Below are 21,936 nucleotides of genomic sequence, written 5' to 3' on the forward strand. Positions count from 1 at the left end.
GCATGATTTTTCGCCGACTGGCTCTCGGCCTCGCGCTGATCTCTCTGCTGCCGGCCGCGGCTGCGGCCGAGGACCGCACGGTGCTGCTGGCGAAATTCTTCGATGGGATGAGGACGGAGAATTACGCCCAAGCGGTCGCGAGCTTCCTGCCGATCATGCTGGGACCGCGACAGCCGCAGACGAAAGTCGGGCGCCATTGCATCGCCGCGCTGAAAGCGACTGATACGGCGGCAGCCAACAAGGCCTGTGCCGCCTTCGCCAAGGAATCGCCGGGTGATGCGCAGGCGCCTTTGTCGCTGGGACTTGCCAGGCTGTTGGCCAACGATCCCGACGCGGCATCGCGGGAATTCTTCGCGGCGGCGAAGATCATGCCGCCTTTTGAACCGGCTCTGTTCATCTCTCTCTTCGGACGGCCGAATTCCAGTCGCGGCATGACAGCACTCGACCGCATTCATATCCCCGCCACCGAGCAAGCGAACTTCGACCAGGCCCTACTGGATTTCGGCAAAGGTGATTTCGCCGCCGCTGCGCATGGCCTTCAGCAGGTCTACGATGCCGGCGCTACCACAGGCACAGTGCCGCTGATGCTATTCGTGGCTGATAAACACGCCGGCAGGAAGCCAACCGTAGATCTGGCAAGCGATCCGAACGATGATGCCGACTATCACATGTTGGCGCAGGCCCTGCGCGGTGACAAAACGCCGAAGGAGGCCTTCAGCGAGTTCAGTCTTAAGCGGGGTGAGAACGCAGCCGACTATGCCCGCAATCGATTCTTCCTGGGTGAAGCTGCCCTCCTCCAGGGGGACAAGGAGGGTGCGATCCGTTATTTCAAAAAGGTGCTCGCGGCGAAACAACCGAGTGCCATCGAATCCGACCTCGCCACCGCCGAACTAAAGCGCCTGGCAGTGCAATAGACACTTGTCTCGCTGCCCGCCACGTCGCTCAGCACACGGCAGGGCAAAAGAAAAATGCGGGAGGTGGGTTTCCCCATCTCCCGCACCCAGCTACTTGGTGACGTTGACGAAGGGCACGGATGAGCCCGGCACCATGGTCGACGGCAGCTTGCCATCCCAGCGCTCGGCAGCGATGAGCGCGATGAGATCAGGGTTGGCGCGCAAGGGTTCCGCACGGGCCTTGATCGCCGCCGCTTCAGCCTCGCCGCGGGCCTTGATGGCCGAGGCTTCAGCTTCACCCCGCGCCTTGGTGGCATAGGCTTCGGCATCGGCGGTAGCGCGCGTCGCCTGGGCCTTGGCCTCGGCTTCAGCAACCTGACGCTGGGCATTGACCTTTGCATGCTCCAGTTCCTGGCGTGCACGCTTCACGTCTGCTTCCGCTTTTGCCGCCGCTTCGGCCGCATCTTCGTATCCGTCCGAGAAATCAATATTCTCGATCTGCAGGCTTTCGACGATCAGGCCACGGCCAGCCATGTCAGCTGAGATGAGTGCCAGAATGGCACCGCTGACCTTCTCGCGCGCACCAATCACCTCGGCTGCAGCGTATTGGCCGAAGACTTCCTTCAGGCGCTTCTGCACCACCGGCAGCAGCAGCTTCGATCCATAACCGGTGCCGACGGTCGAATACATGTCGAGCACACGATCTGGCGCCAGCCGCACGTTGACGGACGCTACGACATCCGCCTGCTGAATATCTCGGCTATAGGCCTGGATATTGTCGAACTGAACCTTTTCGGTCTGTACCGACATGTCGACGACACCATCGATCAACGGCACTTTGAAACCGAGACCAGGTGCCGCTTCACCGACGACAGCGCCGTTGCGCACGAGCACGCCACGATAGCCTTCCGGCACGGTGTACCAGGAGCCCATGACCGCCAGAAAAAAGGCGAGCACGAGCAAGCACATGAAGCCGATGCCGGCAACACGCGAGAGATACATCTTCATTGTCTCCAGGAGTTAGCGATGGATCTTGACCGATCCGGTCGGCGTGGATTGATCTCCGCACCGTTCCAAGGAGATTGTGGACCAATCGTAAATATTCAATCCGCTCCAACTGCTGTTCGCTGAATAAGCGCAATTTTCAAATCGCGACAGGCACTTGCACCGACCGATTTTTTTATGCCGCCCTCTGGGATTGCGACCGATTCTCGGTCTCATTCTGATGTGGCGGGACGCGCTGGGCGTTGAATATGGCGGGCTCTAGACGTGCTGCAGGATGTTGAGGAGCTTGCCGAACGGATCGCGGATATAGAAGCGGCGGACACCCCAGGGTTCGTCGGCGGGGCCGTATTCGAGTTTGATGTGCGCTTTCTTGACGCACGCCAGCGCTTCGTCGAGATCGTCGACCTCGATCGAGAGGTCCGGCACCTCTGTGCCGGAGCCGCCCTCCGAGGCGATGCTGATCTGCACGTCCATCTTGGTGCCCACGCCATAGGTGGCGATCCAGCCATGGTCCATGAGGAGATCGAGGCCGAGCACATCTCGGTAGAAACGCTGCGCCGCCGCCACGTCCGGTGTCGCGATATTGGCGACGATGCGCTTCACCTTCATTTCGTCACCTCTAGAGGACACTCTGCGGCACGCCGGTCACGCGTTCCACGAGCCAGCGCCGCGTCTGCAGCATCGCCTGCACCGTAGGCCCGAGGCCCAGCGCCACGACCAAGGTGCCAAGGCCGACCGTGCCGCCCAGCAGCCAACCGATGATGAGCGCCATCACCTCGACGATGGTGCGCGCAAGCCGAATGGAGAAACCGAATTTCTTGTTGAGCCCGACCATCACCCCATCGCGCGGACCGGTGCCGAGCTTTGCCGGCAGATAGAGCGCGCTGCCGATCGCCATCAACAGGATGCCACCCAGCATATAGGCCCAACGCAGCACCATGTTTTCCGGCGCATCCAGGATGGCGAGGAAGAATTCCGCCGACGGGCCGATCACCACGGCATTGAGGACCGTGCCGATATGGGGTTTCATCTTCAGAGGGATCCACAGCAGCAGGACGCCGACGCTGGTCACCACGCCGGCCCAGCCGATGCCGATCCCCAGATGATTGCCAAGGCCCTGATGGAAGACGTCCCACGGCGAAAGGCCGAGATTGGCCCGCACCTGCAAGGCGACCGCGAGGCCCCAGATGACAAAACCGATAAGCAACGGCAAGAGTCGCTTGAAGAGGAAATCGGACATGAAGGGGGCCACGTTGATTGCTGGGTCACCCTGCATAAGCGAGCCGCCGCCCGCTGACAACAGCAGCAGCCTGCAGGCCAGCTATGCAAGCTCCCCCTCTCCCTAACCCTCCCCCACGTTGGGGGGAGGGGGAAAGGGTCCGGACTTTTGCAGTTAACTCCACAGCAATGCGGCAGACGATCACGGCCTGCCCGAGACATCCGCACTGTCGCCCGGACGAGCCTGCAAATGCCGCAGATGGCCGATCATTTCGTCGAGCCGGTCCAGCACATGGCGGCTTGCCGCGGCCAGACGCTGCACTGCAAGATCAACCCCAGGCGGGTCTACGCCTGGATAGGTGCCGACGAAGATCCCGTCTTCCGCCACCAGCGACTGCAGATCATCGGCCAGCTGCGCGCGCAATGTGGCGGCGGCGGCGGCCATGGCGGCAAATTCCCGCAAGGTGCCGGCGTCAATCGCCCGGCTGCCGACCGTCGCCTGCAGGCGACTGAGCGAGGCAAGGCCCGTCTCGATGAAACCGGCCGTCTGGGCAAGCTTCGCCTCGCTCAGAAAATGGAGCGTGTCGCCGCTCACGCCGATTCGCGCACGGTGGCGATGAACTGGGTCACCTGGGCGCGCAACAGCTCCGATTGCTTGCCAAGGTCGGCCGCGGCACTCAGAACCTGCGAGGCGGCATGACCCGTTTCGCCCGCTGCCACGGTGACGCCGGCGATGTTGCTGGACACCTCGCTGGTGCCTTGGCTGGCCTGCAGCACATTCCTTGAAATTTCCTGGGTGGCAGCGCCCTGCTCTTCGACCGCCGCCGCGATGGTGCCGGAAATCTGGCTCATCTCGTCGATGATGCGGGCGATCGACTGGATGGCATTGACCGATTGCTCGGTCGCCTGCTGGATACTGCCGATCTTGGCGCTGATATCGTCGGTGGCCTTGGCCGTCTGTGTGGCAAGATTCTTCACTTCCGACGCCACCACAGCAAAACCCTTGCCAGCATCGCCGGCACGCGCGGCTTCGATCGTCGCATTCAAAGCCAGCAGATTGGTCTGGCTGGCAATCTCGCTGATCAGCTTCACCACGTCGCCGATTGCCTCGGCTTCCGTCGACAGGCTGTTCACCACCTCATTGGTGCGCGTGGTCTCATCCACCGCCTTCCTGGCGACAGCGGCGGATTGGGCAACCTGGCGGCCGATCTCGGTGATCGAGGAGGTGAGTTCTTCGGTTGCTGCCGCCACCGTCTGCACGTTTGCCGTGGCTTGTTCGGCAGCAGCGGCAACGGCGGTCGATTGGCGGTTGGTCTGTTCCGCGGTCGCCGACATGCCCTGGGCCGATTTTTCAAGCTCGGTTGCCGAGGAAGAGACCGTGCCGACGATGCCCGAGACCGAGGCCTCGAACGCGTCGGCCATCTCGTTCATGGCGCGCTGCTGGTCGGCGGCGGCCTGCCGCTTCAACGCCTCCTGTTCGGTGGCGAGGTCGCGCGCCTTGATCATGTTCTCCTTGAACACCTGGGTCGTGGCCGCGATCTCGCCGATTTCATCTTTGCGCTTGGTGCCATAGATGTCGGTCTCGAGATTGCCGCCGGCGAGGCCGCGGAGACACTCGACCATGCGGCGGATCGGCTGCACGATGCCTTTTTGCGAGACGATGAGCCCCAGGCCCAGCCCCACCAGGATGCCCGCGATGGCGCCGATGATCATGGTCTTGCTGGCGAAGGCGTAGAGCGCTGTCGCCTCCGCCGTGACGCTGTCGGCGTGATCGTTCAAGACCTTGGTGTTGGCAATAAGGGCCTGCTCGACCGCTTCGGCCTTCTTGCGGCTGGCCATGGTCTGGTCGAGCAAGGTGCGCTGCGCCTCGCCAATGGCGATGGCGCTGCCGCTGCTCTGTGCCAGTGCAATCGTCTGCTGCAGGGATTCGAGATACTCCTGATAGGTACTGCGTACGGTGGCAAGCACGGCGGCCTGGGCATCGTCCGCCGCGGCCTCGGCCGAGGTCAGGCGCTCTTCCAGCTCGGCCCGCTGCTTGTCGATAAAGGCCACGGCCTCGGTGAGATTGCTGCCCGTGGGATCGACCGTGATGCGGAATTCGCCCCGGTTGAGGGCGATGATGTTCTGGCGCATGCGGGCGCTCAAGACCGATTTATCGCCGGCCGCAGCAAGTTCGCCGGTCGCCTCGTGCAGCGAATGCAGGCTGAACACGCCGGCCGCAGTGATGGCGCCTGCGACGAGCCCGAGGAGGACGATGATGCTCAGAACCTTGGTGGCGATCCGGTAGCTGCCCAAATTCATGTGACTGACCATTTCCAAAAAAGGCGGCGAGCGGCGCGGCCGGAAGGCCTGTCGCTTGCGACGCAGAAAGTGCTTATCGATCGGCTCAAACCTGCGGTGTAGCTGGCCAGCGGTGTCGCCGGCGGGCATGCGCTGCCCTAACCAAGCACCCCAAGACCCCGCAACCCAAACCCCCGCAACCCTGGGTGGGTTTTGCCAATGGCAGGCCGATGGACGCGTGATAGGATGGCCATGTTGCAGGACCGCCCTGTTGACGCCGAGAAGTGCCCCGGGACGTGCCCTGGGAAGTGCCAGCCGTTGCGCGTGGGTCCGTAGCGGGGATGTCCGGGCACGGATTCAGCGTCAGCATGACTCGGAGCAAGGCTCGGAAGCGCCGAAATCTGGTGTTCCATAAATGGACAACCAGGATCCGTACCCCGAAGGTGCTGCGGCATCTTCACACCACCAGCCGGGCGGGGAGATCCACAAAATTGTCCAATACCCTGAAATACTTGAGAGTAAAATCCCGGTGTCGCATGGTTCCCCCAACCCTTGCCGCCCCTGCCATCCACAGAAATAGAGTGCCAGAAATGGATATCCATTTCAAGACTAGATTCTTATTTTTGGACGAATCGTGGGATTCTTGTCCGATTCCATCCATGCAGGCGCGGCCTTCGTTCCTAGCTGACTGTCTCTCCAATGGATCAACGGGCCGTGGCTCAGGCGCGTGACATGGGGGCCATGGACAGCTTCACGAAGCGGCTGCGCAGCGCCGTTGCGCAATCGGGGGGTGCCACGCACGTCGCCCAGACCAGCGGCATCCCGCTCAGCACGCTCAACAATTATCTGGCTGGCAGATCGGAGCCCAAGCGGCTGGCGCTTACCGCCCTTGCCCGCGTCCTGCGGCGCGATCTTGCCTGGCTGCTGACCGGCGATGGCAGAGCCCCGGCAGCTGCCGTCGCCGACGCTGGCCCAGTTCTGGTGCCGGGGCTGGCGGATCCCGATCTCCTGGCCGAGGTGATGGAGGCGATGCTCTCGCTCTATGCCGAACTGGGCCGCCGGCCGGCACGCGCCGGCATCGGCCGCAAATGCGCGCAGATCCACAACGCGATCACCGCCACCGCTGAGACCGCCCATGAACGGCGGCGCATGCTGGATCTCGCCTTGGCCCTCCATCGCCAGGAACTGGCCAGCGACGACACACTTGGCACCAAAGCGGATGAGATAAGTTGAGGGAACGCACTGCGGACAGCAGTTGGTATCGGATGGACCTCAGCCCGTTTCGAGTTCGCTGTCCCAGTAAAGAAAATCCCGCCAACTCCGGTGGAGATAATTTGGCGGGAAGGCTCGGCCGTTTTCCTGAAGTTCGAAGGTCGTCGGTTGCAACGGCCTCCTTTTGGGGAACATGCCGACTTGGTGTGGCAGCTTGCTGCCTTTCCGGAGATTGCAGTTCTGGCAGGCGGCGACGACATTCTGCCACGACGTCCGCCCACCCCGCGCCCGCGGCACCACATGATCGAAGGTGAGGTCGTGGGCGGCGGAATGCCTGCCGCAATATTGGCAGCGGAACCGGTCGCGCAGGAACACGTTGAACCGCGTGAAGGCCGGGCGCCGTTCCTGCGGCACATATTCTTTGAGCGAAATGACCGAGGGGAGGCGCATGGCCAAGCTCGGGCTGTGCACCATTTCATCATATTCGCTGAGGATATTGACGCGGTCGAGGAACACCGCCTTGACGGCTTCCTGCCAGGGCCACAGGGACAAGGGGAAGTAGCTCAACGGCCGGAAATCGGCGTTAAGGACCAGGGCCGGACATGCCTCAGGTGAGGCCATCATCATGCCATCTCCCGCACTTCCCAAGACTCCTCTCGGGACCGCCCGTCGCCCGCTGATATGCGGATGACCGCAGCCCAACACCCTAGGAATAGCCGGGCGGCACGGAAAACTCAAGATGTAGCGGTCACCCCGGTGTGATCTTTCACGATGTTGTCATTCCGGGGTGGCGCCGGTGATTTAGTGACGGGTCTTCAGTGATGGTGATGGTCGTGATGTTTGCACATCAGTTGATGCAGCATCGAGGCACCCAGTTCCAGCCCGCGCTGATCGATGGAATGGGGCAGCCCCGGCCGGCCTTCCGCCACCACCTGGATGCCGGCCGCCTGCAAGGCTGCTTCCGCCTCGCCCATCGCGGCAAAGGGCAGGACCGGATCGGCCATGCCATGGACCAGGAGCACCGGCGGCTTCGATTTGAGCTCGGTGCCCAGCAGTTCCGGCGCCACCAGCATGCCGGAATAGCCGACGATGGCAGCGACCGGCTGCGCCCGCCGCAGGCCGACATGGAGGGCCATCATGGTGCCCTGGCTGAAGCCGATGAGGGCGAGATCCGCCTCGCTCAAGCCGCGTGCCGCCAGCACCTCGTCGAGATAGGCATTGAGGATGGGCGCCGCCTCGCGCGCACCGGCAAGGCGCGTCTCGGCATTGCGCTCTTCAAGCCCGAACCATTGATAGCCGCCAAACGGATTGGCCTCGCAGGGAAAGGGCGCGTTGGGCGAGAGGAATTCCGCCTCCGGCAAGGCCGGCGCCAGATAGGGGGCAAGGCCGATCAGATCTTCGCCATTGGAGCCATAACCATGGAGAAGCACCACCAGTTGCTCAGGCTTGCTGCCGGAGAGCGCCGGATGCGAGGGGCCGTCAAGTTTGATCATGGCAGGATTGCTTTCGAAGGATTGCACATGGCCATCCTCATATCAGGGGAAGTCGAGGCGGGGAAGATGCTACCCCCTTGCCCGACGGCAGGGGCAATGCATGGGGCAACTGCTCATCAATTTAAACCGTCATCCCCGGGCTTGACCCGGGGATCGGTCAGCAACTGATGAACCGCGCCCAGTCGTACCAGATCCCCGGGTCAAGCCCGGGGATGACGGATAGAAATGTGCCACATCCGATGATTTGGCCCGCGCGAACTTCCAAGTCTGAAGTCCCGGCTACGGCAGGGTCTTGTGGATGAAATCGAAGAACATGATCTGCATGGCCCAGCCGGCCTGCGGGACGGCCAGCGGCAGCAGCACATTCTCGACGGCGATGAAATCCTTGTGCGGCCCGATATAGGTGGGCCGCTGGAGCATCGGCTGGCCATTCTCGTCGGCGAGCTTGTGCCGCGGCCAGAGGGTGCTGTTGGCGTCGTAATTGGGCAATTCCGAGAACCAATGCCCGACATAGTCACGCGATAGATTCTGCCGCACATAGCTGCCGACCAGGCGGAACCGGAAATCGAGCGGCGCGCGGCGCACGTCGAACAGGATGATACGCGAGACCAGTTTGGGAATGTCGATCACAGGGTCGAGGTCGGTGCGCATGGGCACCTTGCGGCCCCGGCGGCATCGATCCCAATAGCGATAGCCGGCGATGATGAACGGCGACGACATCTCCAGGGCCGCCATGCCACGCGCCAGCCCGTCAGGATCGTCGGCGTCGAATTGTACCGCCTGTTGCATGCCATCCCTATTCCGGCAACGGGATGAACTCCGTCTCGCCGGGGATTCTGACGCCGAACTGGTTCCGGCGCCAATCCTCTTTCGCCTGGTCGATGCGCTCCTGGCGCGAGGAGACGAAATTCCACCAGATATGCCGCGGCCCATCCATCGGTTCGCCGCCCAGCACCACCAGCCGCGCCGGTGTCACCGCAGTGAGATAAATTTCCGCAGCCTTGCCGAAGGCAAGCAGGCGCCCCGGTTCGTAGACAATGCCGTCGATATCGACCTGCCCTTCGATAAGATAGGCAGCGCGCTCCTCATAGGTGGCATCCAGCACGAACCGCGCGCCGGCCGCCAGCGTCACATCGCCATAAAAGAGATCGGAATGCGTCTTCACCGGCGAGCTCAGCCCCTGGATCGAGCCCGCTATGACCTTCAATTGCATGCCATCGGCATCGCCCTCCGGCAGGACGGCGCCGCCATAATGGATGAAGGCGGGATCGGCCTCCTCATCCTTCTGCGGCAGAGCCACCCAGGATTGCAGGCCGTAGAGCATCTGCGGATGCTTGCGGATCTCGGCATCCGATCGTTCCGAATGCACAATGCCGCGACCCGCCGTCATCCAATTGACGTCGCCCGGCTCGATCGATTGCGCAAAGCCCAGGGAATCGCGATGCAGGATCGATCCTTTGAGCAGATAGGTGACGGTGGAAAGGCCGATATGCGGATGCGGCCGCACGTCCATGCCCTTGCCCGCCGGTAGCGTGACCGGTCCGAACTGATCCAGGAACACGAACGGCCCCACCATGCGCCGTTCGGCTGCCGGCAACACCCGCATGACCGAAAAATCGCCGATGTCACGGGTGCGCGGCACAATGATGTTTTCGATATTGCCTGGGTGGGTCATGTTGCGCGCCTTTTGTTTTTGCCAGCTTGGCCGTTCGTTCCAGCTTGCCCTTCCTGCGCCGCTTCCGCCAGCAGCCAATCCCGCAGCACCCCGATATCGCGCCGGCGCGCCAGATGTTCGGGGCAGACGAAATAATAGCCGAGATCGCTTTTGATGCGGGTCGGAAAGGGCGCCACCAGCTTCTTCGCGGCGATGAGATCGGCGACCGCCGTCGTGTTGCCCAGCATGATCCCCTGCCCGCTCAGCGCCGCCTCGATCACCACCAGTCCGTCGTTGAAATGGAGGCCGCCCCTGCCATCGACATCTTTTGCGCCGGCTTCATTCAGCCAATCCTGCCAGTTCGGCCAATTGCCCAGGCGCGACGACCAGTCGTTGTGCAGCAGCGTATGGTACCTGAGGTCGCCGGGCTGCTTCAGGGGATGGGGCCCGCGCAGCAGCTTCGGGCTGCATACCGGGAACAATTCCTCGGCCAGCAGGAAATGCGCATCGAGCCCCGGAAATTTACCGATGCCAAAGCGGATGGCGGCATCGATCTGGTCGCGGGTGAAATCGGCATAGAAGCGATTGGCATCGAGCAGCAGATCGACACTGCCGGGCAATGCCCGATAGCGCGGCAGCCGCGCAATGAGCCAGCTTGCTGCCAAGGTGGGATCGACGCTGAGGCGAATCTGCGGGCTGGCCTTGTGATCGCGAAACTGCCGCACCGCTTCGCTGAGCAGTCGGAACCCGGCGGTGAGCGTGTCGCTGCCCGCCCGCGCCGCCTCGGTCAGTTCCAGACTGTTGCCGCGCCGCCGGATCAGCTGCAGGCCGAGATCGGCTTCCATGGCTTTTACCTGCTGGCTGACGGCAGCCGGCGTCACGCGGAGTTCCGCCGCCGCCGCGCGCACGCTGCCCAGCCGCGCCACCGCCTCGAAGGCACGCAGGGCCGGCAACATCGGCATCCGCTCTGCCATCATCGCTCCGTGTGTTAAGTAAAACTTAATCCACTTCGTACGCGATCTAAGCTGACTTCGCGCGAGTTCCCGCCAATATAGCCAGTATCAGCTGGTCCTGGAAAGCCTTTCGAGAGCACCAGCAGTTAAGCAAAACAGAGGTGTCATCATGCAAAGCGATTGGGATTCATTGTTCTTCAGGCACACACCGCATGCCGATCAGTTGCCGGACCACGATGCGCGGCTGCTGCGCGACGTCGGCCTGGTGCGCACCGAAACCGGCGCCCTGGCTTTCGCGGACGACCCGACCCGTCTGGTCGAAGCGCCGCGCAACAGGAATCGCCGGGGCTGGCTGCAAGCGTTCGCGGCCCTGCTCTCGCCCTATGAGACCGTTCGCCGGCAGCCACAGGGGTGCGACCAGATCTGACGGTATCGCGGCCATATTGACAATATGTTGTCAATATGGCCGTGTGGTGCCATGAAGAATCGGGATGCCGTCACGGAACTTGTGCTGGAGACTTTCCGCCTCAACGGGCGCCTGCTGCAGGCGGGCGATGCGCTGGTGGCCGACATCGGCCTTTCCAGCGCGCGCTGGCAGGTGCTGGGCGCCATCACTTTGTCACCGGTGGCGCTGCCGGTGGCGCATATCGCCCGTAACATGGGCCTGAGCCGCCAAGCCGTGCAGCGCCTGGTGCGCGAGATGGCAACGGACGGGCTGCTGCAGTTCGCACCCAATCCACATCATCGCCGCGCCCAACTGGTTCATCTTACCGCACACGGCAAGGCCACCTATGCCGCCGCCATGAAGCGGCAGGTGCCCTGGGCCGACCGCCTGGCCGCCGGCCTCACGGCCAAGGAGCTGGCCGCGGCTGGCGCCGTGCTGCGGAGGCTCCGGCAACGGCTCGACGAATCCGTCGAGGATAGGTGATCTTTCATGTTGAAGCGCCTCCACCCCCTGGCCGGTTCGCTGGCCCTCCTCACCATCCTGACCTTCTGGCTAGCGACGTCGCTCTCGGAACTCTCTGGTGCCACAGACATGATCGTGGCCGTCAAGCTGGCGATCCCCTGGGGGCTGCTGCTGCTAGTGCCGGCCCTGATCATTACCGGGGCCAGCGGTTTTCGCCTGGCGGGGGGAAGCGACGATGCGCGCATTCGCGCCAAGAAGCGGCGCATGCCGTTCATCACCGCCAATGGCCTGCTCATCCTGGTGCCGTGCGCATTCTATCTCGCGGCGTTGGCTGAGCGCGACGATTTCGGCCCGCAATTCTATCTGGTGCAGGCGGTCGAGCTGCTGGCAGGCACCGTCAACCTCGTGCTGATGTCGCTCAATCTGCGCGACGGACTGCGTCTATCCGGTCGCCTGGCCGACCGTTCTTCCGGCCGGCTTTCCGGTCGATGACAATATCCGCCGGCAAGGCATCCGCGATCAGCCGGTATTTGACGCCGGCATTGGAGGCGGTGCGATAGAAGGTGAGCAGCTGATCCCAGGGATCAGCCACCTTCTGGAAGCCGGTGATGAACACGACCAGGGTGCTCACCTCGACCTCGCCCTTGATCACCAGCCAGCCACCGACGGAGAGCACGATGAGCGGTGCCAGCGCATCGAGGAAATTGCCGAAGAAGGTCAGGAAATATTTCACGCGGTAGATGGCAAGCCGTGTGCGGAAGGTGCCCTGGACCAGCCGCTTGAAGCGGCGTTGATGTTTTGGCCGTCCCTTGCGGTCGGTTCCCGAGCCGACGATGGTGTCGCCCATCTTGCGCAGCAGCCGCGCATGGATGTTGCCCCAGCGGTTGATGCGCCGTTGCCCCAGCGGCACCACCAGCAATTGCGGCAGATAGAGGGCGACGGCGAAGAGCGCGATCCTGGGTTCGACCCAGATCAGATAGCCCATGGCGGAGAGGGCCGTGCCGGCCTGCAGCAAGGGGAACGAAATACTATCGCCGACAAAACCGGCCAGATCCTCGGCCTCTGACGCCACCATCGAGACCACGGCGCCCTTCTGCACGGTGCCGGATTTTTCCTCGGACGGCTTGGGTGTGGCGATCTTGTTGTCCTGCGTGCCGTCGAAAATAAGATGCCGCAGCAGGCGCGCCACATCTTCCACCAACCAGCCGCGATAGACGTTGAGCACGTATTTAAGACCGCCCTGCAGAAAGAGGACGGCCAGATAGATGCCGCTCAGCAGCACCAGATAGCCCACCGTTCCGTCATGAATCGCGTCGTCGACGATGCGCCGCTGCAGTTCCAGCGGCACCGTGGTGAGCAGCGAGACGATGACCGTCAGCACGCAGAGAAAGATCTGCTTGCGGCGACTGACCTGCCAGATGAAAGCAAAAAGCGATTTGGGCATAAGCGCGCCTGCAGACAGTTACGTGGGAATTGCCGCGGAGAATACGTCATTTAACCATGGCACGGAGCCCCTCTGCCATGGCAGCATCCGCGGACAATCAATAAAGCCTACAGAATCCCATGCTGATTGCCCAATTGTCCGATCCGCACATAAGGCCGCGCAACCGCCTCTACCATGATCTGGTGGACTCGAACGCCATGTTCCAGGCGGCTGTCCGGCAATTGAACGCGCTCTCGCCGCGCCCCGATCTGGTGATCCTCAGTGGCGATCTGGTCGATGAAGGGTCGCCGGCCGAATATGAGATGGCGCGCGAACTGCTGGCCGAGATCACGGCCCCGCTGCTGCTCATTCCCGGCAATCACGACGAAAGGGCAGCTTTTCGCGCGAGCTTTGCCGATCATGCCTATCTGCCGGCATCGGGTCCGCTCCACTTTGCCACCGGCGCCTATGGGCCAGTGCGCATCATCGGCCTCGATATCACGATACCGGGCCTCCATCACGGGCTGATGGATGATGCCGCCGCCTCATGGCTGGAGGCGACCTTGTCCGCCGAGCCGGAGCGGCCAACGCTTATCATGATGCACCAGCCGCCCTTTGCCAGCGGCATCCCCTATATGGACGATTATCTCTGCCAAGGCGGCCAGCGTCTGGCCGGCATCGTCGCGCGATATCCCGCGGTCGAGCGTATTGTCTGCGGCCATGTCCACCGGGTCATGCAGATGCGCTTTGGCGGCACGACCCTGTGCACGGCGCCCAGCACCACAACCACCATTGCGCTGCGCCTGGCGCCGGATGCCGAGCCGGCCTCATTCCTGGAACCGCCGGCCTTCCTGCTGCACCAGTGGCGGCCCGGCACGGGATTGATCACGCATCTGGTCCCGATCGGTACGTTCGCCGGGCCCTTTGCGTTCGCCTAGGTCAGGTTCTGGCGCCGAGGCCCTGGCGCCAGTGAGCGAGATAGCCCATCACCATCGCCAGGGCGAGCGGCAGGGCACCGGCGAACATGAACACCAGATCGCCCGGCATGCGCAGCCATTCCAGCGTGCGGGCGAGCGGCGTTGCGGTATAGGCAAGGCTCCGCGCATGCCAATAGCCGTTCGCCATCACATCCAGCACCTGCAGGATGCCGCCCGGGAACAGACTTAGGGTCACCATCAGCCCAAGACCGATGTTAAGCCCCCAGAAGGCAACACGGACGAGCGGTGCGAGCCTGGTCCAGACCTGGTCTGCCACCACCTCGCGGAGCACGAACACCATCAACCCGGCACCCAGCATGCCAAAGACGCCCATCATCGCGGCATGGCCGTGATTGGGAGTGAGGATCGTGCCCACCTCAAAGTAGCTCACGATCGGCGTGTTGATGAGAAAGCCGAAGACACCCGCGCCGAGGAAGTTCCAGAAACCGACGGCCATCAGGAAGTAGAAGGTCCAGCGATGGCGCATGACCACGCTGTCGCTGCCCCGCGTCAGCTTGACGAAGTCCCAGGCATCCAGCGTGATCAGGGTGAGCGGCACCACTTCCAGCGCGGAGAAGGCCGCCGAGACCGCCATGTTGAGCTCGGTCTGCCCGGTCCAGTACCAATGATGGCCGGTACCGATGAGACCACCGCCGAAATAGAGGATGGCATCGAGATAGATCGTGCGCAACGCCGTGATCCGGCGCACCAAGCCCATCTGGAAAAAGATCACGGCGACGATCACGGTGACGAAGAATTCGAAGAACCCCTCGACCCACAGATGGATGATCCAGAACCGCCAGGCATCGACGATGGTGTAGTTGGTGTGTGCGCCAAAGAACAAGGCCGGCAGGTAAAAGAGTGGAATGGCGAAGGCCGCAATGAGAAAGAAATTGGCAAAGCTGCGCCGTGCCGGATCGCGCCGCGCCGGCTCGATGGCGCGCCACACCAGGAAGAACCAGAACAGCAGGCCGATGGCGAGGAGGATCTGCCAGAAGCGTCCGAGTTCCAGGAATTCCCAACCCTGATTGCCGAACCAGAACCAGCTCGTGGGCAGCCATTGCAGGATGCCCACCCATTCGCCCAGCATGCTGCCGACGATGACCACGGCAACCGCCCCGAACAGCAGATGAATACCCAGTGCCTGGTGACGCGGACTGCCACCGCCCAGCAATTCAGCAACGAACAGCGCGCCGGCGACATAGGAGGTGGCGATCCAGAAGACCGCCGCCTGCAGATGCCACACGCGCAGCAGGTTGCTGGGCAGATAGGCCGCAAGATCGAAACCGAAGAAGGATGTGGGATCGGCACGGTAGTGCGCCGTCCCGGCCCCGAAGAAGGTCTGGCCCAGCAGCAGGATCGCTGCCACCGCCATGTATTTGAGGGTCGCCTTCTGAGCAGCACTCATCACCCAGGCATCGGTCACCACCGGCGCCCCGTGCCAGCCCAGATAGTCGAACTTGCCGAAGGCCAGCAGCACCAGCGCGATCCCGCCCAGCAGGAAGATGAAACTGATGCCCGACCACAGGATGGCACCACCCGTCGGATGATTGCCGGCAAGCGGGTCATAGGGGAAATTGTTGGTGTAGGAATGCGTCGTGCCCGGCCGCTCGGTCACCGAACTCCACGCCGCCCAGGTGAAAAAGGCGGTCAGCTGGCGCAGCTCCGTGGGATCGGAAATGAAATTGGGCGAAAGGCCGCCATTCAGTTCCGGATTGACGAAATAGGCCTTCCAGCGCTCGACTTCCGCGGCGAATGTCTCGACGCCGCCCGGCAGCACCGTCAGCGTATCCGTGGCCGCATCATAGCGATTGGACTGCAGCAGCTCCGCCACTTCGCCATCGACCGCCGCGCGTTCTTCTGCCGCCAGGCTGTCATACGATTTGGCAAAACGCGTTTGTGCGGTACGCGCTGCGAGATCCAGTGCCCAATCATGCAGCACCGTGGCCCCGAAGTCGGGCCCGAGATACCCGCCATGACCCCAGATGGTGCCATTGTCCATCAGGCCGTATTTCAGGAAGACCGCCTGCCCTTCGCGCACGTCATCACCGGTAAAGACAAGGCTGCCCGCGTCGTCGATGACACGGCCGGCAATGGGCGGCGCGTTTTCATAGGCCTTGAAGGTCAGCAGAATGAGAACACCGAAGCCGAGCACGAAGGTCAGTGCCACGGCACGCGCCCACCAGGCGGATAATTGTTCGAGTTGCTGCATGACATACCTCGCTCATGACGCGGGCCTGCGCGATGGGTCCGGCAGCCGTCATCGCGGGCATGATCTGCAGGGCGACATGGCCACCGACGCGCTCAAATTGTAAGGTGATAAAAAAGCTCCATTTACGATAGTCCTTTGTGCCCGGGGTCGCAATGCCCATATGTCGCAGCGGGACACCTCCCAGTTGTCATTCCCGCACATCTTGTTAAAAGGGACGCCAGCGACGGCGCGCTTCCTCACGGCTGCAGCCACATCCCGCAAAAATCACGTCACAAATCATATCCCCCACCGTCATATCCAGGAGATGCCCATCATGATCCAAGCCCAGAACTTCATTGCCGGCGCCTGGAGCAAAGCCAGCAACCAGTCAAAAGACATCAATCCCTCGAACACGGGGGATGTGGTTGGCGAATTTCCGCAAGGCTCCGCCGCGGATGCCGAAACGGCGATCGCTGCCGCCAAGGCCGCCTTCCCGGGCTGGAGCCGCTCGACCGTGCAGCAGCGTCATGACATTTTGAAGAAGATCGGCGACGAGATCATCGCCCGCAAGGAAGAGATCGGCCGCCTGCTCTCCCGCGAGGAAGGCAAGACGCTCGCCGAAGGCATCGGCGAAACCATGCGTGCCGGCCAGATCTTCCTGTTCTTCTCCGGCGAATGCCTGCGCCAGGCCGGTGAAAAACTGGGCTCGGTGCGCCCCGGTGTCGATGTCGAGATCACGCGCGAGCCCTTGGGCGTCATCGGCCTCATCACGCCGTGGAACTTCCCCATCGCCATTCCCGCCTGGAAGATTGCGCCGGCCTTGGCTTATGGCAATTGCGTGGTGTTCAAGCCGGCCGATCTGGTGCCGGCCAGCGCCCATGCGCTTTCGGAAATCATTGCCCGCTCCGGCGTGCCGGCCGGCGTCTTCAACCTGGTCATGGGCCGCGGCTCAGTGGTCGGCGAAGCGATGCTGAAGCATAAGGACGTGACCGCGATCTCCTTCACGGGTTCGGTCGGTACCGGCCGCAAGATCGCCGCCACCTGTGTCGGGACGGACCCGATGAAGAAGGTGCAGCTGGAAATGGGCGGCAAGAACCCGATGGTCGTGCTCGACGATGCCGATCTCAAGGTCGCCGTCGAATGCGCCGTCAACGGCGCCTTCTTCTCCACCGGCCAGCGCTGCACCGCCTCCTCGCGCCTCATCGTCACGGAAGGCATCCATGACAAGTTTGTGAATGCCATGACCGAGCGCATGAAGGGCCTGGTCATCGGCGATGCCTTGAAGGACGGTGTCCATATCGGCCCGGTCGTCGACCAGTCGCAGCTCGACCAGGATCTCGACTATATCAGCGTCGGCCAGAAGGAAGGCGCCAAGCTGGTGGCGGGCGGCGAGCTCCTCAACCGCGAGACGCCCGGCTTCTACCTGGCGCCGGCCCTGTTCACCGAAGTCACCAGCAACATGCGCATCTCGCGCGAGGAAATCTTCGGTCCGGTCGCCACCGTGACACGCGTGAAGGATTATGACGCAGCACTCGCCAGTGCCAACGACACGCAGTTCGGCCTCTCGGCCGGCATCTGCACCAGCTCGCTGAAGCATGCCAGCCATTTCAAGCGCAATTCCGAAGCCGGCATGGTGATGGTCAACCTGCCCACCGCCGGTGTCGACTACCACGTCCCGTTCGGCGGCCGGAAGGGCTCCAGCTACGGCCCGCGCGAACAGGGCCGCTACGCTGCCGAGTTCTACACGACGGTGAAGACCGCCTATACGTTCGACGGCAACTGAGGTCGGTAACCAAGATTAATGGGCGCGGCCGTTTATTAAGACGGCCGCGCCCAATACATCCCCATATAGCATTTCTGCATAAATCCTTATTTTAAGCCCTCCGCTGCATCCAACTTTGCAGCTGATACCGGTGCAAGGCTGCAACGCGCGCTGGTTCGCCCAGATCGCTTCGGCTATTCTCGCGCCCTCGCCACATACGATAGTTGTCATGCCGATGCAGACATCTATGCCCCGCCGTCTGGTGGCCATCCTGGCCGCCGACGCTGTCGATTACAGCCGGCTGATGCACCGCGATGAAGACGCGGGCATGGCGATCCTGATGCAGCGCCGGCAATTGCTGGAAAGCGAAATCGTCCGCCATCATGGCCGAGTCTTTTCCGGCGCCGGCGACAGTGTGCTTGCCGAATTCACCTCCGCCATCGATTCCGTGCGTTGCGCGCTGGCCTCGCAACGCGTGCTGAATGTCGCCAACGCGGAAGATCCGGCCGAGCGGCGTCTTGCTTTCCGGATCGGCATCAATCTTGGCGATGTTTTCGCGGCCGATGACGGCAACCTCTATGGCGACTGCGTCAATCTCGCCTCGCGATTGGAATCGGTGGCGAGGCCCGGCGGCATCTGCCTCAGCGAGGAAGCCTATCGGCAGGTGCGCAACAATGGCGATTTTCAGTTCGACGATATGGGACCGGTGGCGCTCAAGAATCTGGGCGAGGTCCGCGTCTACCGCGTGGCAGACGGAGATGGTCCGATCGCACCGGTGCCGGAGGAAACGATCCAGCCACATGGCAATGGCATTCGCCCACGCCCCGGCATCGGCCTTGTCGTCTTGCCGTTCGACAATCTCTCCGGCGATCCGGGCCAGGAATATTTTTGCGATGGGCTGGTCAACGACATCACCACCGACCTGTCGCGCTTTCCCGATCTCCTCGTGATCTCGGCCAATTCTGCCTTCGCCTATAAGGACCGGCCCCGCAAGGTCCAGGAGATCGCCGCCGAGTTTGATGTGCGCTATCTGCTGGAGGGCAGCGTGCAGCGGCTGGCGCAACGGGTCCGGGTCAACGCACAGCTGATCGACGGGACCACGGGGCACCATGTCTGGGCCGAGCGCTTCGAGTGCGACCAGGGTGACTTGTTCCAGCTGCAGGATGAAATCATCCAGCGCATCATGGGTGCCCTCCCGGGCCGCATGCGACATATCGAAGGCCAGCGGGCGCTCCACAAGGATCCGGTCGAGATCGGTGCCTATGAGGCCTATCTGCGTGGCAACCATATGTATTCCGTCGAGACCGAGGAAGCCTTGGACGGCTGCCGCGCGCAATTCGAACTGGCAGCCCAGCTTGATCCCGGCTTGGCGCGCGCCTGGGGCTATCTTGCCTATCTTGCCGTCCAGCGCTGGATCGCGGGCTGGGCCGATGAATCCGCACTGGCCGAAGCCGAGGCACTGGCACGCCACGCCGTCTCGCTGGATCCCAATGATTATGCCAATCACTGGGATCTCGCTGTGGTCTATCTGAACACGCGGCGCTTCGACCTGGCGCGCGAAGAATATGTGAAGGCCGTCAATCTCAACCCCAACGATGCCGATCTCCTGGCCGAGATGGCGGAAACGCTCGTCTTCGCCGGCGAAAGCGAATTGGCCCAGCGTCAGCTGCAAGAAGCGATGCGCCGCAATCCGTTCCATCCGGACTGGTACCGCTGGGTATTGAGCTGGGCCCATTTCAATTGCGACCGCTTCGATGAGGCCCTGGCCGAGCTCGAACGCATGAACCGTCCACCGACGCATGTCGAATTGTTGCGGGCCGCAACGCTCGCCAAGCTCGGCAAGGCAGGCGCGGCACGCGCGGCGCTGGACCGCTTCCTAGGCGATCGGCCGGGCTGGAGCGTTACCAAGGAACGGGCGCGCATCACCTTGCAGCGGCGCCAGGATGAGGAGCGCTGGCTGGGCGCCCTCACCCTGGCCGGCCTTAGTCCCACCTGACGATCCGGCAAAGACGGGGCGCACTTTCAGAGCGAGGGGAATCATGGCGAAGAACGACATCACCCCGAAGGCTTTCGACCTCTATCTCGAGGGGCAGCGGCTGTTCTCCGTCATCGAGCGCAAGCGCCTTGAACAGGCTGCCGAGAAATTTCAGCAGGCTACCGTTGAAGCGCCGAATTTCGCCCGTGCCTGGGGACATCTGGCTTACTGCCTCGCCCAGATCATGGTCGGCGGGCATGCGTTGCAGGCGCTTGAGGCAACCTCCCTTCTCGAGCAGGCCGAAACCTATGCCAGGAAAGCGGTGAAGCTCGATCCCCATGATTATGCCAATCGCTGGGATCTGGGCTTCGTCCTCCTCAACCAGGGCCGCACCAAGGAAGCTTTCGCCGAATATGAGTGTGCCCTCGATCTCTTTGACCGGCGTACCGACATGCTTGAGCGGCGCAACGATCTGCTGGTCGAGATGGCCGAGGCACATATCTATGACGGCAATCTCAAGCGCGCGTTCGACCTGCTTGATCGCGCCGTCAGGATTCCGGACTGGTATCGCTGGATCCGCGCCTGGGCCTGCTTCAACGCACGCGATTATCAGGGCGCCATCGATCAGATCAACAGCATGCATAAGCGCGTCGGTGAAGAAGGCTATGTGCCGGACATCCAATTGCTGCTGGCAGCGGCCCATGCCCATAACGGCGAGCCGAAACAGGCGGGCGAAGCGCTGGCACGTCTCAAAAAGGGCCGGCCCGACTGGACACTTGGCCGCGAACTGGCCCGCAACCCCTTCACCAACGATGCCGACCGCCAGCATTGGGAAGAGGGCATGAGGCGCGCTGGCTTCGCTTAGACCGGCACCCGCAGGACATCAGGATGGTGCCGGACCGCTTAGGCGACAGCGCCGAACAAGGCACCGACGCCGGCGGTGATGCCCATCGCCAAGGCGCCCCAGAAGGTGACGCGGAGCGTGGCCGGCCACAGCTTCGCACCCCCGACACGGGCGGCAACCATGCCAAGTGCTGCCAGGAACAGCAGCGATGTGCCCGCGACGGCAGGGATCAGGCTCGGCCCCCCGACCAGGGCCGCGACGATGAGCGGCAAGGCAGCCCCCACGGCAAAGCTTGCTGCGGAGGCAAGCGCCGCCTGGATCGGCCGCGCCATCAATCGCTCGGAAATGCCAAGCTCGTCGCGGGCATGGGCGCCCAGCGCATCGCGCGCCATCAATTGCTGGGCCACTTCCTTGGCCAGCGCGGGTGTGAGGCCGCGCGCGATATAGATCTCCGTCAGTTCCTTATGCTCGCCAAGATCGTCGGCCTTCAGTTCAGCTCGCTCGCGCGCCAGATCAGCTTCTTCCGTATCGGCCTGCGAATGCACCGAGACATACTCGCCAGCCGCCATCGACATGGCGCCAGCCACCAGCCCGGCAACACCGGCAATGAGAATGCTGCCCGGAGAACCTTGGGTGCCTTGGGCGGATGCCACACCCAGCACCAGGCTGGCGGTCGAGACGATGCCGTCATTGGCACCCAGCACGGCCGCACGCAGCCAGCCGATATGGGACGTGCGATGGCGTTCGATGTGACGCAGGGCCATATCTGTTATTCCCAATAAAACAATGCGGTTCCGGCCATATCATAAGCGATCGCAACGGCGCCGCAAATCTGCCGCCCCGGCCCAGGCGGTATCGCCAGGCGGAACCAATGCGGCCAACTGACGTTGTTCATGCAGACCGACGACAATGTCAGGAAATCCACCATGAAGATTCTTGCAGCGACCACGCGCAAACTCGTGCTGATCAGCCTCCTCGCCGCCATGATTCCCGCCATCTCGGCCTGCAACACCGTGAAAGGCGCCGGCAAGGACGTCAAAGCCGCCGGCCAAGGCATTGAGAACGGTGCCGAGAATGTCCAGGACGATATCGAAAATTGAGACGCTATCGCCGCCTCTCTAAGCGTTGTGGGAGAGGCTCGGAGCCGAC

23 protein-coding genes are annotated in these 21,936 nt (G+C 62.7%); 10 read left to right on the forward strand and 13 right to left on the reverse strand.

Going from position 1 to position 21,936, the window contains the following annotated elements:
* The first annotated feature begins 2 nt into the window (after positions 1-2).
* Positions 3-914: a hypothetical protein gene (locus AC1DWZ_RS18050; RefSeq protein WP_477170319.1), complete on the forward strand. Its 912-nt coding sequence runs from the start codon at positions 3-5 to the stop codon at positions 912-914.
* Between the two features lie 90 nt (positions 915-1,004).
* Here the strand turns inward: AC1DWZ_RS18050 and AC1DWZ_RS18055 are convergent, their stop codons facing one another.
* The 5 genes from AC1DWZ_RS18055 to AC1DWZ_RS18075 all read right to left on the reverse strand — a co-directional run bounded on the left by AC1DWZ_RS18055 (position 1,005) and on the right by AC1DWZ_RS18075 (position 5,417).
* Positions 1,005-1,901, reverse strand: coding sequence for a prohibitin family protein (locus tag AC1DWZ_RS18055; RefSeq protein WP_477170320.1), 897 nt, complete (start codon positions 1,899-1,901; stop codon positions 1,005-1,007).
* Positions 1,902-2,156: 255 nt separating this feature from the next.
* Complete coding sequence (locus AC1DWZ_RS18060; RefSeq protein ID WP_477170321.1) at positions 2,157-2,507, reverse strand: VOC family protein; 351 nt, start codon at positions 2,505-2,507, stop codon at positions 2,157-2,159.
* 10 nt (positions 2,508-2,517) lie between these two features.
* The gene (yczE, locus tag AC1DWZ_RS18065; RefSeq protein WP_477170322.1) at positions 2,518-3,138 is read right to left on the reverse strand and encodes a membrane protein YczE; all 621 of its coding nucleotides are present in this window, start codon (positions 3,136-3,138) and stop codon (positions 2,518-2,520) included.
* Positions 3,139-3,318: 180 nt separating this feature from the next.
* Complete coding sequence (locus AC1DWZ_RS18070) at positions 3,319-3,711, reverse strand: hypothetical protein (protein WP_477170323.1); 393 nt, start codon at positions 3,709-3,711, stop codon at positions 3,319-3,321.
* A complete protein-coding gene (locus tag AC1DWZ_RS18075) occupies positions 3,708-5,417 on the reverse strand; it encodes a methyl-accepting chemotaxis protein (RefSeq protein ID WP_477170324.1) in 1,710 nt (569 codons plus the stop codon). The genes AC1DWZ_RS18070 and AC1DWZ_RS18075 overlap by 4 nt, the downstream gene beginning before the upstream one ends.
* A gap of 693 nt (positions 5,418-6,110) precedes the next feature.
* Between AC1DWZ_RS18075 and AC1DWZ_RS18080 the strand changes: the two genes are divergently transcribed.
* Positions 6,111-6,629, forward strand: coding sequence for a helix-turn-helix domain-containing protein (locus tag AC1DWZ_RS18080; protein WP_477170325.1), 519 nt, complete (start codon positions 6,111-6,113; stop codon positions 6,627-6,629).
* A 39-nt stretch (positions 6,630-6,668) separates the two neighbouring features.
* Here AC1DWZ_RS18080 and AC1DWZ_RS18085 read toward each other — a convergent pair whose 3' ends face one another.
* From AC1DWZ_RS18085 to AC1DWZ_RS18105, 5 genes are all read right to left on the reverse strand, one after another.
* Entirely contained in the window at positions 6,669-7,232 is a 564-nt protein-coding gene (locus AC1DWZ_RS18085; RefSeq protein ID WP_477170417.1) for an HNH endonuclease, read from the reverse strand.
* 191 nt (positions 7,233-7,423) lie between these two features.
* Entirely contained in the window at positions 7,424-8,101 is a 678-nt protein-coding gene (locus tag AC1DWZ_RS18090; protein ID WP_477170326.1) for an alpha/beta hydrolase, read from the reverse strand.
* Between the two features lie 279 nt (positions 8,102-8,380).
* Positions 8,381-8,890: a PAS domain-containing protein gene (locus AC1DWZ_RS18095; protein WP_477170327.1), complete on the reverse strand. Its 510-nt coding sequence runs from the start codon at positions 8,888-8,890 to the stop codon at positions 8,381-8,383.
* 7 nt (positions 8,891-8,897) lie between these two features.
* A complete protein-coding gene (locus tag AC1DWZ_RS18100) occupies positions 8,898-9,776 on the reverse strand; it encodes a pirin family protein (RefSeq protein ID WP_477170328.1) in 879 nt (292 codons plus the stop codon).
* Positions 9,773-10,717, reverse strand: coding sequence for a LysR substrate-binding domain-containing protein (locus AC1DWZ_RS18105; protein WP_477170329.1), 945 nt, complete (start codon positions 10,715-10,717; stop codon positions 9,773-9,775). The genes AC1DWZ_RS18100 and AC1DWZ_RS18105 overlap by 4 nt, the downstream gene beginning before the upstream one ends.
* 160 nt (positions 10,718-10,877) lie before the next feature.
* Here AC1DWZ_RS18105 and AC1DWZ_RS18110 point away from each other — a divergent pair, with 160 nt between their 5' ends.
* Genes AC1DWZ_RS18110 through AC1DWZ_RS18120 form a run of 3 tightly spaced genes read left to right on the forward strand, consistent with a single transcriptional unit; the run spans position 10,878 to position 12,107 of the window.
* Positions 10,878-11,135: a hypothetical protein gene (locus tag AC1DWZ_RS18110; RefSeq protein WP_477170330.1), complete on the forward strand. Its 258-nt coding sequence runs from the start codon at positions 10,878-10,880 to the stop codon at positions 11,133-11,135.
* A 51-nt stretch (positions 11,136-11,186) separates the two neighbouring features.
* Positions 11,187-11,636: a MarR family winged helix-turn-helix transcriptional regulator gene (locus AC1DWZ_RS18115; RefSeq protein ID WP_477170331.1), complete on the forward strand. Its 450-nt coding sequence runs from the start codon at positions 11,187-11,189 to the stop codon at positions 11,634-11,636.
* Between the two features lie 6 nt (positions 11,637-11,642).
* Positions 11,643-12,107 carry a hypothetical protein gene (locus tag AC1DWZ_RS18120; protein WP_477170332.1) on the forward strand — a complete coding sequence of 155 codons (465 nt, stop codon included), beginning with the start codon at positions 11,643-11,645 and terminating at the stop codon, positions 12,105-12,107.
* Here the strand turns inward: AC1DWZ_RS18120 and AC1DWZ_RS18125 are convergent.
* The gene (locus tag AC1DWZ_RS18125) at positions 12,034-13,059 is read right to left on the reverse strand and encodes an ABC transporter transmembrane domain-containing protein (protein ID WP_477170333.1); all 1,026 of its coding nucleotides are present in this window, start codon (positions 13,057-13,059) and stop codon (positions 12,034-12,036) included. The genes AC1DWZ_RS18120 and AC1DWZ_RS18125 overlap by 74 nt on opposite strands.
* Positions 13,060-13,178: 119 nt before the next feature.
* On the opposite strand from AC1DWZ_RS18125, the gene AC1DWZ_RS18130 reads away from it, so the two are divergent.
* On the forward strand, positions 13,179-13,976 hold the full coding sequence (locus tag AC1DWZ_RS18130) for a phosphodiesterase (protein WP_477170334.1): 798 nt from the start codon (positions 13,179-13,181) through the stop codon (positions 13,974-13,976).
* 1 nt (position 13,977) lies between these two features.
* Here AC1DWZ_RS18130 and AC1DWZ_RS18135 read toward each other — a convergent pair whose 3' ends face one another.
* Complete coding sequence (locus AC1DWZ_RS18135) at positions 13,978-16,227, reverse strand: nitric-oxide reductase large subunit (RefSeq protein ID WP_477170335.1); 2,250 nt, start codon at positions 16,225-16,227, stop codon at positions 13,978-13,980.
* A 313-nt stretch (positions 16,228-16,540) separates the two neighbouring features.
* Between AC1DWZ_RS18135 and AC1DWZ_RS18140 the strand changes: the two genes are divergently transcribed.
* The 3 genes from AC1DWZ_RS18140 to AC1DWZ_RS18150 all read left to right on the forward strand — a co-directional run bounded on the left by AC1DWZ_RS18140 (position 16,541) and on the right by AC1DWZ_RS18150 (position 20,808).
* Positions 16,541-17,989 (forward strand): aldehyde dehydrogenase family protein, encoded by a 1,449-nt coding sequence (locus AC1DWZ_RS18140; RefSeq protein ID WP_477170336.1) that lies wholly within the window; start codon positions 16,541-16,543, stop codon positions 17,987-17,989.
* Between the two features lie 226 nt (positions 17,990-18,215).
* Entirely contained in the window at positions 18,216-19,964 is a 1,749-nt protein-coding gene (locus AC1DWZ_RS18145; protein WP_477170337.1) for an adenylate/guanylate cyclase domain-containing protein, read from the forward strand.
* Between the two features lie 43 nt (positions 19,965-20,007).
* Complete coding sequence (locus tag AC1DWZ_RS18150) at positions 20,008-20,808, forward strand: tetratricopeptide repeat protein (RefSeq protein ID WP_477170338.1); 801 nt, start codon at positions 20,008-20,010, stop codon at positions 20,806-20,808.
* Positions 20,809-20,846: 38 nt separating this feature from the next.
* On the opposite strand, the gene AC1DWZ_RS18155 is transcribed toward AC1DWZ_RS18150, so the two are convergent.
* Positions 20,847-21,551 (reverse strand): VIT1/CCC1 transporter family protein, encoded by a 705-nt coding sequence (locus tag AC1DWZ_RS18155; RefSeq protein ID WP_477170339.1) that lies wholly within the window; start codon positions 21,549-21,551, stop codon positions 20,847-20,849.
* Between the two features lie 162 nt (positions 21,552-21,713).
* Here AC1DWZ_RS18155 and AC1DWZ_RS18160 point away from each other — a divergent pair, with 162 nt between their 5' ends.
* A complete protein-coding gene (locus AC1DWZ_RS18160; protein WP_477170340.1) occupies positions 21,714-21,887 on the forward strand; it encodes an entericidin A/B family lipoprotein in 174 nt (57 codons plus the stop codon).
* Positions 21,888-21,936: the final 49 nt, after the last annotated feature.

This window comes from Dongia sp. P2_B8 (assembly GCF_056404715.1).